The following is a 19,131-nucleotide window of genomic DNA, read 5'->3' on the forward strand; positions in this document are numbered from 1 at the left end:
CCTGAGCCAGGATCAAACTCTCCGTTAAAGTTAGTTTGACTTGCTCATGTATTGCTGACGAGGTTGTTAACCTCTATTACACAAACGTTTCACTCGTTGTTCAGTTTTCAAAGAACAATCTTCATTTCATCAAGCAACCAATTTCTTAGTTGCTTTCTTTTTCTCACCGCCGTATCAGCGGCGACTTATATAATATATCATGTCTTTCAATCGAAGTCAACATCTTTTTTTAAGTTTGTTTGCTTCTTTGTCTTGCCTCCAACCTCTTAACGAGGCAGGAAATAGAATATACCATAGCTTCGCAATAGATTGCAACCCTTTTTTCAAAATTAATTCAAGCAAGATGTATTCAAAGCACGTTCCGTACAAAATCAATTCGCTTCATCTTATACCTAATCGTTGTGACGGACCATTAAACAGGCTCATCTGACTTCGGCTTTTTCATTGTACTTATCACCGCTTTCTTCTATATATAACGCAATCAATTGTTCATCTCAAATATCATGGGGATGCCCGGTAATCATCAGGCACGATCACGGATCATCCCGTCATCCTTAACGTTTAGCTTAAGCGTTCTGTGCCAACTGCTTCAGCCTCTTCTGCACCGCCTGTTTCTTGGCTGCATTTTTCGTCTGATCGTAACACGCTTCCATCAGTTTCAAATCTCCGGTGGTCGGATGCTGAATACGTTCCAAATACGTAAGCGCCTTCGCATAGTCTCCGTCCTGTTCCCATTCAAGACCGCTGAAATATATGCGTGCGATTTTACGAATCGCGTCTTCCGAGCCTTCCCGTTCATACATAGCAATGGCCTCGGAATATTTGCCATCCAATGCCAAGCGATCCGCTTCCGTGAACCCGGCAGGTGAAGTGGTCAGCAGCGGCAATTCGCCTGTAAACTGCATATAATCGTTCGAGCTGCTTATTGCATTATCATTATGATCATAGCCTTTTACTGTCCATTTCCACTGGCTCCCCGGATAGGCAATTCCAAGAACATAACCATTATCAATATAATAATGATTATCGAGCGTTAGATACGTAGCTCCTCCTACTAATGGATAGTGCCGCAATTCATCCACCGTATACTCAGCTTCAGGCTTCACATGCTTCTCCTCAAACAGATGCGTCCCCTTCATCTCCCATTTGCCTTCTGCCTGCTTCACGACTTCCGTCAATTCAACCTTATAGTAGGCAGCCTCTGGATCAGAGCTCCAGCGTAACGCGACAACATCCTCCGCATCATACACCGGCTGGGAGACGGGTTCATATCGGATGTTTTTTCGAAATCGCACATCCACAGTCTGCGTGCTCTTATCTGAGGAAAGTTCGATTTCATCAACACCCGCAGATGATAGCGTATGGCCCTTGATATTTCGAAACACGGTGCCGAGAGTCAACGTATACGCTCCAGCTTCAATACCATAGAAGCGAAATCGCCCATTTTCATCCGTCATTACGGTCGGATAATGATCTGGCGGGGGCATATAATAAGAAGAAGCTTCTGTCGGAACAAGAGATACATATGCCCCTGGCAATGGCTTCTCCTCCACCAAAACAGTGCCGCTGAGCTTCGGCAGCTCATATGGCCGTTCATGTCTGGTGGCTAAGAACTTTATTTCCGATGCATTTCGGGAGTTGATATACTTTTCATTTTTTGACAGTTCCTGAAATATCTGCTCCGCCTCATCCCAGCGGTTTTGGTTCATATATAAATAGGCAAGGCGCCCCTTGGCTGCATTCACATATTTATAAGTAGGGAAATGATGAAGCAACCATTCCAAACGCCGTACCGCCTCCTCTTCCGACATCGGTTCAGGCAACTCGGCAGGTCCTGTCATAAATGTGCCTTTCTCGCCGACATAGATCATTTGATTATCCCGAACGAACACCCCATCAGTACTCTCATAAAGCACATCCGCCATTACCGCAGAAGTTGGAAACCACCGGATTATGGTATTGTATTTTCCTGCTTGATAAAACAATGCCGGAGCAATAAAGTACATCATTAGCGTTAGCACGCAGGCAAGTCCCAGCCCCAATACAAGATGCTTCACCTTTATTTCAACGATACGCATCCTTCTCCCCCCTCGACAGCAAATCCTCACGTACCAGCCACTTTCCCTCTACAATATATGTAATCTGCTGTTGTCCCGGGACCGCATCTGTCTTCACGTACGACGAAGCCGCAAATGGCAGCCACAAGGGCGCTACAATAAGCAGCATTCCAAAACAACCGCACGCAATGGCTCTCGATAACCGAAAGCGAACGGTCCGCTCCCATATTGATGGTCGAGCCTGAGAGAGAATGTAAACCTTCACCGCATCATCCAGCTCATATTTGGACATGTCCTCCTGCAGCTGTCGTTTGATCTGTTCATCCTGTTGTGTCATCCTTCTCCCCCTCTTTCCATAATAGAAGCATGTGTTCACGCGCTCTCGATAAGCGACTCTTGATCGTCCCCTCGGACGTTCCCAGCATATCGCTCATTTCGGCCACCGATTTATCGTGAAAATAATGAAGCACGACCACTTCCCGATAAGGATACGATAGCTGTCCGATGCATTTCTCCAGGCTTATCCGGAGCGCGATTCGGTCGACTTGGCTTTCCTCCACCGCTTCGGGCAAAGACCCTCCTTGCCTGGGAGTCAAAAGAATGAGCCGTTTCCATGCGGCCTTGCGCATGTAGGCTCTGCATAGATTGACCGTAATGGATATCATCCAGGGACGCAGGCAGTCTGGATCACGAAGCTGGCCGATTTTGCGGTACACCGTCAAAAAGACCTCTTGAGCCATATCCTCCGATGTATGCTTATCTCTAAGCAGAAGCAACGCTGTCCGATACACCTCACCGCCATAGGCGTCCATCAGCAACCCCAGTGCTTCCCGGTCTCCAGACCGCAGTCGTTCACCCCATTCCCGCTCCGCTTCCATCTCCTCACCCCGTTTCTCTCTATAAGTATAGAGGAGGCAAGGAATAAATTAGGTTGCAGGCTGAAGCATATTTGTAGAATTGCCTTCAGTTCCTGAGCTGTTCATTGCACTATCTGAATCATGGGGAGAGTGAACAAAAGGGCGCTTCGACAACTCTTAATCATACTCAATCTGAGTCACTGGGTGAATGGACAAAAGGTCATACATCACACGTCACAGCGTTTAGAGATACATAAGCGGCAGAGGGAATTAACAAAAGGAAAGTCCATCCCCATCTGACAAGGGAACGAACTTTCCTCAATAAAAGCTTATAGCTCGTTATGGATTATACTTCATCCCATAGACGGCGCAAATTTTCGAGTCCGAGCCGGGAGCCCATTCGGCACTCCTCCATCCCTTCGAATTCGAGCGTAATGTAACCGTCATAGCCGGATTGCTTGACAAGGCGCAAAATTTCACGTATCTCCAAGTCACCCTGTCCGAGAATGGAGCCGCGCAGGAAGTTACCGTGGGCCGTCTTGAACCAGTCGCCGCCGCCCGGAGGTTGGTAATACGGACGGAAGTAGAAATCTTTGACGTGAACGAGCGAAGCATACGGTAAATTCTTCTTCACGCCGATAAGCGGATTCTCGTCTACACACATAAAGTTGCCGACATCGAGCGTTGTTTTGAAATTAGGACGATTTACCGATAACAGCACGCGCTGTACGCGGTCGCTCGCCTGTGCCGAGAATCCGTGATTCTCCAGCGTCGTCGTAATGCCGAATGGAGCCGCATAATCGGCGATACGGCGGCTTCCCTCCACCATTAGATGCAGATTGCTCTCGAACCATTCGATGCTCATCTGCTCCTCCGGTATCGTAAATGCCGTGACATCGTGGCGCATATGCTTGATGCCCATGCGTACGAGCAAATCAACGTGCTGCTTCACCCGCTCCACTTCCGCCTCGAATGCTTCCTCCGTATCCTGCACGAAGTTCGCCGGCATGGAATAGTTGGACAGGGCGATGCCGCGGGACTTCGCCTTATCGCGTACTGCATCCGCCAACTCTGGATTGTCTACCAGCGTAAAACCATATGGGACAATTTCCATATGCTCGCCGCCATTATCCGCAATCCAATCAATTACGTCAAGGACCGTCATTTCTTCTGCTCTAATCGCCTGCAGCAGACTATACGTACTGAGACCTACCTTCATCGTTCCACCCCTTCGTTGGCTAGAGTTACCGTATTCAAAATGAGATATCGGTAACATTCAAGCCCGATTGTAATCGCTTACCGATTACTTAACTATATCATAGTTTTATGGAAGAATCATGTATCACCAATGCATTCTAACTATGCTAGCCAAATAAAACAAGCTGCCGAAAGCTTCGGCAGCCCGATGTGATGACGCTTATCACTCTACTGCAATGTGACAGTGACAACGTATTATTCTATTTTTATGCCGCGATGCCTAAAGGAGAGAACAGAACATACACAGCAATCATCAGCACCACCATAACGATCGTAAACGCTTTCGCATGTTTCCATGGCGTCAGATCGACTTTGCCCGATTCATACAGCTTGAAGTCTTGCTCGCGCGGTTTTATTTTGCCTACGATAAGCATGACCAGAACACAGACCGGGAACAACACGCTTAAAATGTACAAGAAATTGAGCGTACCTAGATAGAACTTGGATAGCGTGTACAACACGATGTGCACGACAAGCGCAATCTTCGGCGCGATAGCCGGCACCTTTTTGCTGAAGAACCCTACGACGACTGCAGCGATAATCGGGATGTTATAAAATCCGAACATTTCCTGCAAGTAGTAATACAGTCCTGAAGGCGCATACAAAATGAATGGCGATACAATGACGGCCACGATACCGAGCGCTACGGCAAAGATTCTGCCTGCCTTCACCAATTGTTTATCCGTCGCATTCGGCTTGAATATAGGTTTATAAATATCTAATGTGAACAAGGTTAAGGAGCTGTTCAACGCCCCGTTAAAGGAGCTTAAAATCGCACCGAACAGGACAGCTGCGAAAAATCCGGACAACAATGTCGGCAACACTTTAATAACGAGCGACGGATAAGCCATATCCGCATTGCTTAACGAATTGTTGAACAGATGATAAGCGATGATGCCAGGCAGCACCAGATAGAAGGCGCCAAAGATTTTGAACATGCCGGCGTACAACACGCCTTTCTGCCCTTCCTTCAGGTTCTTCGCCCCCAACGTGCGCTGGACGATCGCCTGGTTCGTACACCAATAGAACAGGTTGTTGAAGAGCAGCCCCGCGCAAATCGTAATCCACGGCACAGGAGATGAGCTGTCTCCAATCGAGTTCAATTTTTCCGGCTCTTTGTGCAGCAGCGTGCTCACACCTTCGACCAGATTGCCACCGCCGAGCGCGAACAAGCCGAGAACAGTAATGAGAAGCCCGCCGATAATGAGCCCGACACCGTTCAACGTATCTGAGAGCGCGCACGCGCGCAGGCCTCCGAGCACGACATAGGCGATACCCGTTATTCCGATAGCAAGGGACATAATCAGAATAATATTGAAATCGCTTAGACCGAACAGGTCTGAAATGTTGAATATCGTATCCAGCACCAGCGCCCCGGAGTAGAGCACCGTAGGCAAATAAGCAACGGCATATCCGAGCAAGAACAGAACGGAAATAATCTGGCGTGTCCGTAAATCATAACGCTGTTCCAAAAAATCCGGAATAGTTGTAATGCCTGTCTTCAAATAACGCGGTAAAAAGATGAAGGCCATAAAAATCAACGCAATCGGAGACGTCACTTCCCAAGCCATGACGACCATGGACGTCGCGTAGCTCTGTCCATTCAACCCGACCATTTGCTCTGTTGACAGGTTCGTAAGCAACAGCGAGAAAGCGATTACAACGCCGGTCAAGCTGCGCCCACCGAGAAAATATCCATCCGAGCTGTCGAGGTCAATGCTGCGCGTCTTGTACCAGGAGTACCAGGCCACGATTCCGGTATACAATAAAAAGGTAATGACAGTAATGTAGGTCATGAGAGCCCTCCTTCTCCATGCATAGAGAAATCTGTTTGCTTACCGCGCCTTGTGCGGGCTGCATAATGCCGCTGGCGTACTCACCTCAACCAATTGCCCGGTCTCGAACGATTCCTTGCATGCATAGCCAAGCGCAGTCGACAGCACGCCATCTTCTACCTTCACTTCTGGCTGTCGTCCATCTAGAATCGCCCGCACAAAGTCAATGGCTTCGTCCAAGTAAGCCTGCTCGAACCGCTCCAAGAAGCCGTTCGCACATTCGCGCACCACACCGCGGTCATCCATAATTGCCACCTGGTTTTTCTCTGGCACCGTACCGATGCGCAGCGTTCCGAGTGTGCCGATAATTTCCGTTTCAATATGGTAACCGTGCGCGCAGTTGCGCCCCGCTACGAACATCCCCATTTTATTCCCGGCAAATTGAACTAGAGCCGCACCCGTCTCAGCATCTTGCAGCTGTGCAAGCTCTGTATAGCGGTGAGATCCGCCAAGCGCCCACACCCGCTCTGCTTCCGCACCCAAGTACCACCGTGCCAGATCGAGGTCGTGAATGGCCATATCCAGGAACAAGCCTCCGCTGTAGTTGCTCTTAGCAAATTGTAAAAAGCCGGGCATAGCTTGAGCCGGATCAATGCCATAGCAGCGGATGAGCACAGGTTCGCCGATCGCTCCCGCTTCAATTTTCCGCTTGGCATAGACATAGGAACGGTCATATCGCCGCATAAAGCCGAGCATAAACACTTGATCGGGGTGACGGCGCACCGCCTCTTGCACGCGCAGCGCTTCCTCCATATACAGTCCGAGCGGCTTCTCGCTGAATACATGAAATCCTGCCGCCAATGCCTTTTCAATCTGATCGCAATGATAAGAGGACGGTGAGGCAATAAAAATAGCGTCCAACTCTTTGTTGCGCAGCATTTCCTCATAATCGGTATAGCCGTAAGGTACGCCAAGCTGCGCCTGTGCCTCCTCAACCTCCTCTGGCTTGATGCTGCATACCGCCGCCAGTCTGCAGTTCGGAATGCGGAATGCCAAATTGTCGGCGTGCTGTCGTCCGAGCCGTCCTAAGCCTACGAGCCCTACTGATACACATCTGTTGTGTCCCATATGTCAGCCTCTTCCCTTCCTCATATAGAGGTTGTTCAAAAAGTCACCTTTTGATCACGAAGTATACCGGGAGGCACATTCGACATCGAATCGGGCGCTCACCATCGAAAAGCTGATGCTTCTGGTTCATGCAACCTTCTCGGTGCTGAAAAGTCGACTTTTTGAACTCGTAATTATACGCCTGCTTGCCGTAAAATGTAGTCTCTCGCTTTTAACGCATATTCGAACGGATTCGCTTTGGCAGGATCCTGCTCCGCTTCTACGAGCATCCATCCGTGATATTTAGCCGCGGACAAGGCTTTGAACGCTGGAGCAAAGTCTATGCAGCCGTCTCCAGGAACGGTAAATACCCCTTCCTTCACCGCTTGCAGGAAACTGAGCTTATCTTCACGCACGCGGCGCGCCACATCGGCACGAACGTCCTTCAAATGGACGTGCTTAATCCGATCCATATAGCGGCTCAATATGCTCAATGGCTCTTCGCCCGAGAATACGAGATGGCCGGTATCATAGAGCAATGACACCAAGTTCGGGTCCGTGCCCTCCATGAGACGGACAATTTCCTCTGTAGTCTGAACGCCTGTACCCATATGATGATGGTACACAACATGCATCTCTTTCTCCCGGGCCAGCTCTCCGAGAACATGCAAGCCATCGATTAAGCGCTTCCAATCATCGTCGCTGAATACTGGCTTGCTATCGAACAGCGGCGTATTCATCTGACCTTGGACACTGTGTCCCTGCTCGGATACGACAATGACCTTCGACCCCATCGCGTGCAGGAAGTCACGGTGCTGAACGAATGCAGCCGTCGTTTCTTCCAATGGCTTTACGGTAAGGAACGCGCTGAACCAAGCGCTGGCCACCTCCAGGTTGCGCAAACGGAGCGCCTTTTGTAAGACACTTACATTCCGCGGGTACTTATTGCCCACTTCCGTTCCCGCATATCCTGCGAGCGCCATTTCGCTTACACACTGCTCGAACGTATTCTCACCGCCCAATTCGGGCATGTCGTCATTCGTCCAACCGATGGGCGCAATCCCAATCTTTACGCTGCCTGCTGCAAACACGTCTATTCCTCCCCGATGTCATCGTAGCTTGGCAGGGCTGGCCGGGCGGCGCAGCCCCGATGGCCGTTACATGCTTTATTCTGATAGGTTGCATGCTCCGAGCCATCCCGTATCGCATGATATCTTCCTTCTATGCGATTATCATGCCGCTCTGCGCGCCCGCTCCCGCCAATCTGCGATCTTTATTGTAGCTTCCGTGTCAATAAGGTCTCGCCTGCTGCAAAAATCGGCGGCGCTCCTCGCTTGCCTGCGCAATTTCCGGCTTGCCGGAAACTGCCGCGACGCCTACATTCCACCAAGCGCCGTATCCATTCGTCATTGTCTTCGGCAGTACTTTAATATCAATGAGCGTAGATACCGTCTGCCGCTGTGCGGCCGCGACGGCTTGCTCCAATTCCTCTAGCGTGCGAACCGTATACGTGAGCGCGCCGTAGCCTGCTGCGCTGAGGGCAAAATCAATGCCCACAAGCGGACCGTCCAGCTTGCCGGTCGACTCGTTGCGCGCGCGGAATTCAGTGCCGAAGCTGCCCATGCCATTGCCCATTTGCAAGTTGTTAATGCAGCCGAAGCCATTATTGTCGAACAACAGCACATTTATCTTCTGTCCTTCTTGAATGCTTGTGACCAATTCAGAGTGAAGCATGAGATAGCTCCCGTCACCCGAGAATGCATACACTTCGCGATCCGGCTCCGCCATTTTCACACCAAGCGCCCCGGAAATCTCATAGCCCATACAGGAGTATCCATATTCCATGTGGTACGAATGTGGCGCTTCCGCCATCCACATTCGCTGCAAATCTCCAGGCAGACTGCCCGATGCGCCGACGATGACTGCGTTGTCTCCAAGCAGCCTGTTCAATGCCGCGAGCACCTGTGTCTGCGTCAGGCAGCTGTCAAGCTCCTCCGCATATTCCGGCAGCGCCTCATCCAAGTGCCCCGCGATTTCTGGCGTGAATGAGCCTTGAACGTATTGGATGCCGGCCAGCCGCTTCCATTCCTTGCTCCATGCGGCGCGCGCCGCTTCAATCTCCATCGTATAGGCAGAACGGTATCCTGCTGCCTCCAGCCGCTGCTGCATGGCTGCAAGAGCTGCCTTCGCATCTGCCACTACCGGCGTTGCATCGAGCTTGAGCGCTTGGAACTCCGACACGTTCACGGTCAAAATATCTGCGCCAGGGCGGCCGAACAGCTCCTTCGAGCCGGTCGTAAAGTCGGTAAAGCGCGTGCCAACGCCGATAATGAGATCGGCTTCCTTGGCGATCTCATTCGCCGCTCCGTTGCCCGTCACCCCGATGCCGCCGAGGTTGAGCGGATGCGAACCAGGCACCGCGCTCTTGCCCGCCTGCGTCTCGGCTAACGGAATGTGGAACGCCTCCGCGAAGGCTTGCAGCGCCGCTCCTGCCTCGGAGTAGCGCACGCCGCCTCCGCATATGAGCAGCGGCTTGCGCTTGCGCGCAATGAGCCGGACCGCGTCTTCAAGTGCTGCTTCCGTCGCCGGGCGGCGGTCTATCCGATGCACACGCTTCGCGAAAAATGATGCGGGATAATCATACGCTTCCCCCTGTACATCCTGCGGCAGCGCGATTGTGACAGCTCCCGTATCGGCCGGATTCGTGAGCACGCGCATCGCTTGAATGAGCGCAGTCATCAGTTGCTCCGGCCGCACGACGCGGTCCCAATATTTGCTCACCGGGCGGAACGCGTCATTCGTCGATACCGTCAGGTCATGCGGCTGTTCAATCTGCTGCAGCACCGGATCCGGCTGGCGCGAGGCGAACGTATCCCCCGGCAGCAGCAGCACGGGGATTTGATTGGCCGTAGCGGTGGCTGCCGCCGTCACCATATTGGCGGCGCCAGGGCCGACAGACGATGTGCAGGCACAGATCTGCTTCCGCCGCATCTGCTTGGCGAACGCCACTGCCGCATGCGCCATCCCTTGCTCGTTGCGCCCTTGATACACTTCCAAGCCGCCGCTGCCTTCTTCCAGCGCCTGACCCAATCCCAATACGTTGCCATGGCCGAATATCGTAAAAATGCCTTTGACAAAGCGCTGCTCCACTCCATCAAATTCGACATATTGCTGATTGAGAAACTTTACGAGCGCTTGCGCCGTAGTCAATCGAATCGTTTCCATACCGAACACCATCCTTACCAGCGCAAAGTGACCATCTTTTTACGAGTGTAAAATTCCACCCCATCCGTGCCGTTCGCATGCAGGTCGCCATAGAAGGAATCTTTCCAGCCCGAGAACGGGAAGAACGCCATTGGTGCCGGAACGCCTACATTCACCCCGAGCATGCCTGCATCGATATGTTCGCGGAACTGGCGCATATACGCGCCGCTCGTCGTAAAGAGACAAGCGCCGTTGGCAAACCGGGATTCATTCGCCCACGCAATCGCTTCATCGATATCCTTCACGCGCACAATCGACAGCACCGGCGCGAAAATTTCATCCTGCCAGATCTTCATTTGCTGGGTTACGTCATCAAAAATCGTCGGTCCCATAAAGAAGCCCTCGCCGTTGGCTTCCGCATCTTGGCGGCCGTCGCGGACCAGACGCGCCCCTTCCTTGACGCCTGCGTCAATATAGCCGAGCGCGCGCTCTTTATGAGCTTCACGGATAACGGGACCGAGGAATACGTCCTCTTCCACGCCATTGCCGATAATCAGTTCATCGGATGCTTTCACCAAGCGGGATACAAGCTCATCTGCAACCGATTCCTGCACGAGCACGACAGAGCAAGCCATGCAGCGCTCTCCGGCGGAGCCGAAGGCAGCGTTAATGATTTGTGTCGTGGTCTGCGCCAAATCGGCGTCCTCCATGACGATCGAGTGGTTTTTGGCCCCCGTCAACGCTTGCACACGCTTCAAGTTGGCAGTACCGCGCTTATAGACATACTCGCCTACAGGCTGGGAGCCGACGAATGAGATTGCCTTGACCTGCTTATGGTCGAGCAGACCGTTCACAACGTCATGTGCACCGTGCACGATGTTAAGCACGCCTTGAGGCAGCCCCGCTTCTTCCATCAGCTCTGCCAGACGGCAAGCCAGCATCGGCGTACGCTCGGAAGGCTTCAGCACGAACGTGTTGCCGCAAGCGATAGCCAGCGGGAACATCCAGCACGGCACCATCATCGGGAAGTTGAACGGCGTAATTCCGCCGACAACGCCAATCGGATAACGGTACATGCCAGATTCGATGTTCGTCGCAATGTCAGGCAGTTGCTTGCCCATCATAAGCGTCGGCGCGCCTGCGGCGAATTCGACGCATTCGATGCCTCGCTGCACCTCGCCGTACGCTTCTTTGTAGTTTTTTCCATTCTCCAATGTAAGGAGCTTCGCCAGCTCGTCCCAATGCTCAACCAGCAGCTGCTGGTATCTGAACATAATGCGCGCCCGGCGCGGCACGGCGGTGCGCGACCACGTCTTGAACGCCTGATCAGCCGTCTCTACCGCCTCATTCAGCTCTTCCATGCTTGAAAGCGGCACGTGCGCGATAATTTCACCTGTTGCTGGATTGAATACTGGCTCGGTCTTGCCCGATGTGGACGCTTTCCACTCTCCGCCGACATAGTTGCGAATGGTTGTTACTTCTGCCATGTTCCATTCTCCTCTCGTCATTTCCGTTGTCCGTCTTCATTAAGTCTTCATTAAGCTTGCAGCGCATGATGCGCGTTCAGCAGCAGCATCTTCTTCTTCGCTCATTCGGATCGGTCAGACGCGCCTCCACGTTCAACGCAGGATCGCTGTAGCCGACCGCTCCGATTTCCGCTTCGACGGGGATGCCGCAAGCATGCGCCATCTTCACGATTTGTTGCGTGTTCCGAATGTTTTCTTGGAGCGGCAGCTGCGAGCCGTCGTACATGATGGACGTATAGCCGCTCATAATCGCTTCCGCCGCTGTCTCGTATCCGTCGCCATGGTCCAGATGGATGCAGACCGGTACGCTTGCCCGTTCGGCCAAGCTCCGATACAAGGCCCCTGACACCTGCAGCGGCATATAGCGCATTGCAACCTTATTCGTCGCAAAATAACCGGCGCCTTCACTTCCTCCGCCGCACCGATAACCGCGGCAGCATCTTCATAGCCGAATACATTGAACGCCGGCACGGCGCCATTTTTCTCGTCATTTCCGTCAAGGTGACGAGCATGTGCCGTTCCTCCCAACCTGTCTCATATATGTGCCTTCGCTATTCCTTACTCCCCGCGCTCCGCACTAGCTATCAACGTATCCAGCTCTTCTGTTGTCGGCATGGCGTCAGAGCAGCTGTGACGGGAAATGACGATGGCGGCGGAAGCACTTCCGTATTCCATCGCACGCGGCAGCTCCCATCCTTGCATCAAGGCGTAAATCATAGCGGATGCGTAGGAGTCGCCGGCACCGAACGTTTTCAGCACCTTCGTCTTAAAAATACCGCCTTTATATGCTCCGCCTTCCTTCGTGTAAGCGATGGAGCCGTCCGAGCCGTGCTTGATGAGCACCACTTGCGCGTGATGCCCGAACCATTTCTCTGCCGTCAGCTTGTCATCCGCCTGATGACCCGCGAACTTCTCCATCATGTCGAACTCTTCGCGGGTGCCGATGATGAAATCGCACTTTTCCGCCGCAAGCTGATAATAGATCGAGGTTTCGGCAACGTTCTTCCATGTGTAAGGACGGTAATCCAAATCAAAGAACACAAATACCCCATGCTTGCGCGCATAGTCCAAGGCGACAAACACCGCTTCGCGCGACGGGCTGGCCGCAAGCGCCGTCCCCGAGATAAGCAGCGCCTTCGTCTGCTTGATATACTCCTCCGACACTTCCTCCGGCTTCAGCAGCATATCAGCCGCATTGTCCCGGTACATCAGAATGCTGCAGTCGGTTGGACTTTTGATTTCTGTAAAAGCAAGACCGGTCACAGCGCCCGTATCGTCCACAGACAACTGCGACGTATCTATTGATTTATCGTTTAAATATTGTTCAATGTAACGCCCCATTTGGTCATCGGCCAGCTTGCCGATAAAGCCGCTCTTCATTCCGAGGCGGGCCGCGCCAATCGCTATATTAGCCGGTGATCCGCCCACATATTTCGTGAACGTTCTCGTCTCTTCCATCGGCCGATGAATTTCGTTCGCATTCAAATCAATGCACAATCTCCCGATTGCAATCAGGTCAAACGGCCGATTCGTTGGAAATGTTAATGCACTCATGCCCAGTCAGCACCTCCGTGTGGTCTGCTTCAAGCAATATCCAGCAGGCTGAAGCAAAGCTATGATGTAATCACTGAATTCATGCAATTTGAGTTAAGCGCTTACCTTGATGATAATTATAAACACACCTTTTTGGGAATGTAAACGCTTTTCCATACAAATTTTAAGTTCTTTTTTTCACAATCATATGTCTTTTCATATTGAAAATGATTCGCATATTTATCAACGACGACGCTAGTTTTCTCATTTCATATGCGCTTTTCATCTTGCCAATGTCTTGCTTATCACGTATAGTTAAATTATGAGTTAAGCGCTTTCTCTTGCTTTGACTATTTCATTATTCAGAAAGCAGGGATGTTCATGCTTCAAGTTGGAATCATCGGTGCCGGACGAATCGGCAAGCTGCACGCAGACCATATTCAACACATGTGTAATGTGCGTGTCCGCGCCATATCGGATGTATGTATTACGGGATTGGACACTTGGGCTTCTGAGATGGGAATTCCCATTGTAACGAGTGATTATCACGATGTGCTCCATGATCCGGAAATTCAAGCGGTGTTCATCTGCTCGCCGACGAGCACACACGCTGCGATTATCCAGGAGGCTGCAGAAGCAGGCAAGCATATTTTCTGCGAGAAGCCCGTCAGCTTCTCTGTAGAGACGACCGAACAAGCATTGGCAGCGGTGAAGACAGCCGGCGTAAAGATGCAGGTCGGCTTCAACCGCCGTTTTGACCATAATTTCAAAAAAGCGCGTGACGTTGTGCAAGCGGGCCAGATCGGAGCTCCGCACCTGCTGCGCATCACGTCCCGCGATCCAGAGCCGCCTTCGGCCGAATACATTTCCAAATCCGGCGGCTTGTTCATGGATATGACGATTCACGACTTCGACATGGCGCGTTATGTCATGCAGAGTGAAGTGGTCGAGGTGTATGCGCAAGGAGCCAATCTGATCGATCCGAAGATCGGCGAATTGAACGATATTGATACGGCCGTAATCAACCTCCGCTTCGCCAACGGTGCGCTGGGCATCATTGAGAACAGCCGCAAGGCGGTATACGGTTATGATCAACGCTTGGAAGCCTTCGGTTCCGCAGGCTGCGTCACCACGAACAATGACCGCGCATCCACAGCCATTGTCGCAACGGCTGACGGAGTGCAGATGGACAAACCACTGTATTTCTTTTTAGAGCGGTATACGCAAGCCTATATTCAGGAGGTCGAGGATTTCGTCCGCGCCATTCTCCATGACGGGCCTATCGTGTGCGACGCGAACGACGGACTGCAGGCGGAACGAATCGCGCGTGCGGCGAAGGAGTCGCTGCTTAGCGGACGTCCTGTCAAGCTGGAGCATGAATCGGCACCTATGCAGCATCAATAAGCGCAACATTTGCAGCAGGAGTTTGGAGTTCGCAAGAAATAGCGGATGTTTGGAGTTTTTCGCAGCGCCAGTCGCCCCCTTTTGGCACTGGACATGTTCAATTGGCTCAGGAGGAGGTTCATTGATGTCGAAATTAATAGTAAAACCTGCACCGAGAGATGAAGAAGGCAATGTTTTATCCGTAACGCCGCAAAGCGCGGGCTGGAAATATGTCGGATTTGACCTGTATTCGTTGCGCCCGGGCGAGACCTTGCAGCGGGAAACGAAGGATCGGGAGGTCTGTCTCGTATTGTTGAGCGGAAAAGCAACGGTCGATACCGGCAAGCAATCATTCGGCGTGCTCGGACGTAGAATGAGCGTCTTCGATCGCATTCCGCCCTACTCCGTCTATGTGCCGAACGATGATCGCTACACGGTTCAGGCGGAGACGGCACTGGAACTGGCCGTATGCTCGGCGCCGGGGCGAGGAACTTATCCCGCTCGGGTCATCGCGCCCGAGGATGTCGGCGTGGAGACGCGCGGTTCAGGAAGCATTGAGCGGCATATCCATAATATTTTGCCGGAACAGAAGAAGGCGGACAGCTTGCTTGTCGTGGAGGTATTCACGCCTGCGGGACATTGGTCCAGCTATCCTCCTCATAAGCATGACCGTGACAATTTGCCGGAAGAGTCTTATTTGGAAGAGACGTATTATCATGAAGTCAATCCAGGACAGGGCTTCGTCATGCAGCGCGTCTATAATGACGACCGTTCGCTCGACGAGACGTTGGCTGTTCCTCACCGCCACGTTGTATTGGTTCCGGAGGGGTACCATCCCGTTTCGGCTCCTCCAGGCTACGATTCCTATTACTTGAACGTGATGGCCGGACCAGAGCGGACATGGAAGTTCCACAACGATCCTGATCATGAATGGCTGTTTACAAAATAGCACGTATAAGCTATCGAACTACTAAGGGAGAATGGGTGTAGTCCATTCTCCTTTTGTTGTCTATAATTATAGTAAAGTATAAGTGCGTGTTCACAATGGCCTCTTTTGATCACGCACAATATGTTTTCATTTGATGAGCCAGAGGAGTTAGGTATGAAATCAACTATTTATGACGTCGCCAGAGCTGCCGGCGTCTCTATCGCCACCGTATCGAAGGTCGTCAATCAGACTGGAAACATTAGCGAGAAAACGCGGGAACGCGTGCTTCATATTATGAAAGAGCTGCAATACCAGCCGAGCGTCGTCGCGTCAGCGCTGACCGGAAAGAAGACGTCTACCTTCGGACTGCTCATTTCCGACTTGGCGAACCCGTTCTTTGCCGAGGTCGCTCGCAATTTGGAGGATCAGGCCCAAGCGGTAGGCTACAGCATTGTCATGTGCAGCACCGACAACAAAGATGATAAAGGTCTTAATTATATTTCACTGCTGCAGCGCAAGCAGATCGACGGACTTATCGTTGCTTGCCAATTCTCCAAATGGTCACTGTTGCAAGACAGCGTCACCGCCAATTTCCCCGTAGTGCTGTTCTCCAAAGACATTCCTTCCTTATCCATGCATACGGTCACCGTGGATGATTACAAAGGAGGCTATGAAGCAATACAGCACTTGATTTCCTTAGGGCATAGCCGCATCGGTGTCGTCACGGAGGACAGCCCGAGCGGCGATCACCGTGTGCTCGGTGCGAAGCAGGCGATGAGCGATTCCGGAATTACAGTCAATGATGATTGGATCGTGAAGGTGAATTCATCCATTGAAGACGGCTGCGAAGGCGCTGCGCGTGTGCTTCAGCTAGAGCATCGGCCAACGGCATTATTCACCTGCAATGACCTGATCGCCGTCGGCTCCATGCAGTCAGCGCAGCGGTTGGGCTTGAGCGTGCCAGGCGATCTGTCGATCATCGGCTTTGACGATACGATTCTGTCCAAAATCGTCGTTCCGCGCTTGACGACCATTTTGCAGCCAATCCAAGAGATGGCCAAGGAGAGCATTCAACTGCTGCTGCGCCAATCCGACACCCCTGATATGCCGAAACAGAAGATCGTGTTCCAGCCCCAACTGGTTGAAGGCCTCTCTACAAAGCTGCTGCAATCGGAATAATCGGGGGACTTATCGAGCTTCGTGAACGCATCCCGCGTTGCCATTGGATAACATACAGCCAAATGTAGGGATAGTCCGGCTAAAGGGTATGTAGACTGCATTTTATCCAGTGGATCTGGCTGTTTTCAGAATTTGCTGCGGAATGAGTGTCAAAACGCTGTATGAATTCCAATGAAACCTGCCGTAATGAGATATACGCTGCTGTCGCAATGTATAAAATCCACGGAAGAAGCGGTATGGACGGATACACCCCGTACTTCAGCCATGCTTCATCAGTCGTAAGAGGATAATAGGATGAGGTCATTTTGGAAAGAGATTATGCGGGATAACACGGTTGTAGAATAAAGGGCTGGACAAACTCCCCCCTCTGGGTTGAGAGGCCACCTAACCGGTGGCCCGCCCCCATAGAACCCGGCGTGAGGTTTTCCCTCATCCGGCTTGTATGCCGATACTACCCTATGCTTAAAAATTACGAACTTATCATCATCTATTCTACGATAAGCGGAACCACTTGGCCCGCATGTGTGTCGATTAAGCCGAGATCCGTCAGCTTGAGCGCCGGACTCACCGGCAAGGAATGCGTGCTGATAGACATTATCGGATTGTAATGCTCATATCCGATCGACTCCATAGCGGCCCGCAAATCCTTAATGGTCTCCCCGAACGTGCTGAGCGGCTCTTCGGAGAGAATGCCGCCTACCGGCAGCGGGACGTGCGCCAGTACTTTGCCGTCTGCGACGACGCAGAAGCCGCCTTGGTCGGCAATGACCGTATTCGCCGCGAGCGCCATGTCCTCAGGCGAGTGGCCGACGACGAGCAGGTTATGATTGTCGTGGGAATACGTCGTCGCAATCGCGCCGCGCTTAATCGTGTTGCCGGTAATGAGGCCGTAAGCGCGGTTGCCGTTCTTGCCATAGCGCTCGAACGTCGCGATAAGTCCGAACGGACTCGCCTCCCACTGCAGCTTGCCGTCCTGCGCCTGCACTGGCTTATGCAGCTCGGTCGTATTCGTAGTGCCGTTCTTGACCTCCATAACGCGGCATAGATGCTCGCCGTCCGCAGCCTTCACATCCACTGCGAAGTCGGCCGCGCTCATCGGCTGCAGCTGCACGCTGCGATAGAAGTGCGGCGGGAACTGGCCTTCCTCGCGCTCCTGTTCATATGGCGCCTGCGCGTCATATGCCAGCCGGCCATGCTTATACACCGCCTCGATTCGGAACTGCTCCACATCGCCGAGCAGGATGAAATCCGCCACCTTGTTCGGCGCAATCGCCCCGCGGTCATGCAGTTGCATGCGTCTGGCAGGCGTGTAGGTCGCCGCATAAATGGCACGCTCCGGCTTCATGCCCATGGCAATCGCCTTTTTGACGAGATGATTCAAATGCCCGTCCTGCACGAACGTATCTGCCATCACATCGTCGGTAACGAAGCAGAACAACTCAGCCACGTCCTCTTCGATGAGCACGTCCATAATATCGCGGTTCATCGATTTCTCCTGAATTTCCAGGAACATGCCGTTGTAGAGACGGTCCTTCATGCTTGCCACTTCTTGCTCAGTATGGTCGGAATCGACGCCAGCGAACATGAAGCGCGCCAGATCAAGATCGACCAGCTTCTTAGGCGTATGCCCCTCGACCACGAGGTTCGGATAGTTCGTGCGCACATGGTTCAAAATGCGGTTCGTCTTGCAGTCCGGGTTGCGCAGCACATCGACGGAGTTCATAATCTCGCCCAAGCAAATGACACGCTCATCCTGCAGCAGCTCATCGATATCCGCGATATCGATTTCCCCGCCTGTCGTCTCAAGCGGTGTCGCTGGAACCGAGCTTGGAATCGCATAGAGGATATCCGCCGTGCAGCCCTCGCTCGCGCAAATCATTTCCTTCACGCCTTCCACGCCGCATACGTTCGCCATCTCATGCGGCTCGGATACGATCGTCGTCACGCCGTTTTTGATGAGCCCGAACGAGAACGTCTTCGGTGTCACCATCGTGCTCTCAATATGAAGATGAATGTCCACGAGGCCCGGAATCATGTAGCGCCCTGCGCCATCCACGACGCGCTCCGCTTCGAAGGTATCCTCGGCACGCGAACCGATGTATAGGAACCGCCCGTCCTTCACGGCCACATTGCCTTTCACGAACCGTTTCATATATGCGTTATAGACCTGCACATTCTTCACTAACAACTCGATGTTCATTTCTGCACGCTCCCTCTTGTTTGTTAGTTCCCTTAACTGAATCTTGCAACCTTATCGGCGCTGAAAAGCGACCCATTCCGATTCGATTGCGCAGTGTATTCGCAGAACATCTGCCCGGCGCCCTG

Annotated in this window: 15 protein-coding genes; 3 read left to right on the forward strand and 12 right to left on the reverse strand. The window is 52.3% G+C overall.

What is annotated here, in order from left to right; translation table 11 throughout:
* Window positions 1-566: 566 nt before the first annotated feature.
* From M3650_RS30330 to iolC, 11 genes are all read right to left on the reverse strand, one after another.
* Window positions 567-2,078: a tetratricopeptide repeat protein gene (locus tag M3650_RS30330; protein WP_251580028.1), complete on the reverse strand. Its 1,512-nt coding sequence runs from the start codon at window positions 2,076-2,078 to the stop codon at window positions 567-569.
* Entirely contained in the window at window positions 2,065-2,394 is a 330-nt protein-coding gene (locus M3650_RS30335; protein WP_251580029.1) for a hypothetical protein, read from the reverse strand. The genes M3650_RS30330 and M3650_RS30335 overlap by 14 nt, the downstream gene beginning before the upstream one ends.
* The gene (locus tag M3650_RS30340; protein WP_251580030.1) at window positions 2,378-2,935 is read right to left on the reverse strand and encodes an RNA polymerase sigma factor; all 558 of its coding nucleotides are present in this window, start codon (window positions 2,933-2,935) and stop codon (window positions 2,378-2,380) included. Before M3650_RS30340 ends, M3650_RS30335 begins: the two co-directional genes overlap by 17 nt.
* 325 nt (window positions 2,936-3,260) lie before the next feature.
* Window positions 3,261-4,133, reverse strand: coding sequence for a sugar phosphate isomerase/epimerase family protein (locus M3650_RS30345; RefSeq protein ID WP_251580032.1), 873 nt, complete (start codon window positions 4,131-4,133; stop codon window positions 3,261-3,263).
* A 244-nt stretch (window positions 4,134-4,377) separates the two neighbouring features.
* Window positions 4,378-5,967, reverse strand: coding sequence for a solute:sodium symporter family transporter (locus M3650_RS30350; RefSeq protein ID WP_251580034.1), 1,590 nt, complete (start codon window positions 5,965-5,967; stop codon window positions 4,378-4,380).
* Window positions 5,968-6,006: 39 nt separating this feature from the next.
* The gene (locus tag M3650_RS30355; RefSeq protein WP_251580036.1) at window positions 6,007-7,074 is read right to left on the reverse strand and encodes a Gfo/Idh/MocA family oxidoreductase; all 1,068 of its coding nucleotides are present in this window, start codon (window positions 7,072-7,074) and stop codon (window positions 6,007-6,009) included.
* A 173-nt stretch (window positions 7,075-7,247) separates the two neighbouring features.
* A complete protein-coding gene (gene iolE / locus M3650_RS30360; RefSeq protein ID WP_251580038.1) occupies window positions 7,248-8,144 on the reverse strand; it encodes a myo-inosose-2 dehydratase in 897 nt (298 codons plus the stop codon).
* 199 nt (window positions 8,145-8,343) lie between these two features.
* Complete coding sequence (iolD, locus tag M3650_RS30365; protein ID WP_251580039.1) at window positions 8,344-10,278, reverse strand: 3D-(3,5/4)-trihydroxycyclohexane-1,2-dione acylhydrolase (decyclizing); 1,935 nt, start codon at window positions 10,276-10,278, stop codon at window positions 8,344-8,346.
* Window positions 10,279-10,292: 14 nt separating this feature from the next.
* Entirely contained in the window at window positions 10,293-11,744 is a 1,452-nt protein-coding gene (locus tag M3650_RS30370; RefSeq protein WP_251580040.1) for a CoA-acylating methylmalonate-semialdehyde dehydrogenase, read from the reverse strand.
* 76 nt (window positions 11,745-11,820) lie between these two features.
* Entirely contained in the window at window positions 11,821-12,153 is a 333-nt protein-coding gene (locus M3650_RS30375; protein WP_251580041.1) for a class II fructose-bisphosphate aldolase, read from the reverse strand.
* 188 nt (window positions 12,154-12,341) lie between these two features.
* Window positions 12,342-13,337: a 5-dehydro-2-deoxygluconokinase gene (iolC, locus tag M3650_RS30380; RefSeq protein WP_251580042.1), complete on the reverse strand. Its 996-nt coding sequence runs from the start codon at window positions 13,335-13,337 to the stop codon at window positions 12,342-12,344.
* Window positions 13,338-13,691: 354 nt separating this feature from the next.
* Between iolC and iolG the strand changes: the two genes are divergently transcribed.
* The 3 genes from iolG (at window position 13,692) to M3650_RS30395 (ending at window position 16,806) form a co-directional block, all read left to right on the forward strand.
* Window positions 13,692-14,720, forward strand: coding sequence for an inositol 2-dehydrogenase (gene iolG, locus M3650_RS30385; RefSeq protein WP_251580043.1), 1,029 nt, complete (start codon window positions 13,692-13,694; stop codon window positions 14,718-14,720).
* 124 nt (window positions 14,721-14,844) lie between these two features.
* Window positions 14,845-15,648, forward strand: a complete 804-nt coding sequence (iolB, locus tag M3650_RS30390; RefSeq protein WP_251580044.1) for a 5-deoxy-glucuronate isomerase — start codon at window positions 14,845-14,847, stop codon at window positions 15,646-15,648.
* A gap of 153 nt (window positions 15,649-15,801) precedes the next feature.
* Window positions 15,802-16,806 (forward strand): LacI family DNA-binding transcriptional regulator, encoded by a 1,005-nt coding sequence (locus tag M3650_RS30395; protein ID WP_251580046.1) that lies wholly within the window; start codon window positions 15,802-15,804, stop codon window positions 16,804-16,806.
* A gap of 487 nt (window positions 16,807-17,293) precedes the next feature.
* Here M3650_RS30395 and M3650_RS30400 read toward each other — a convergent pair whose 3' ends face one another.
* Entirely contained in the window at window positions 17,294-19,006 is a 1,713-nt protein-coding gene (locus M3650_RS30400; protein ID WP_251580047.1) for an adenine deaminase C-terminal domain-containing protein, read from the reverse strand.
* Window positions 19,007-19,131: the final 125 nt, after the last annotated feature.

The sequence above is a fragment of the Paenibacillus sp. MER TA 81-3 genome (assembly GCF_023713585.1).
Taxonomy (GTDB): Bacteria; Bacillota; Bacilli; order Paenibacillales; family Paenibacillaceae; genus Paenibacillus_B; species Paenibacillus_B profundus.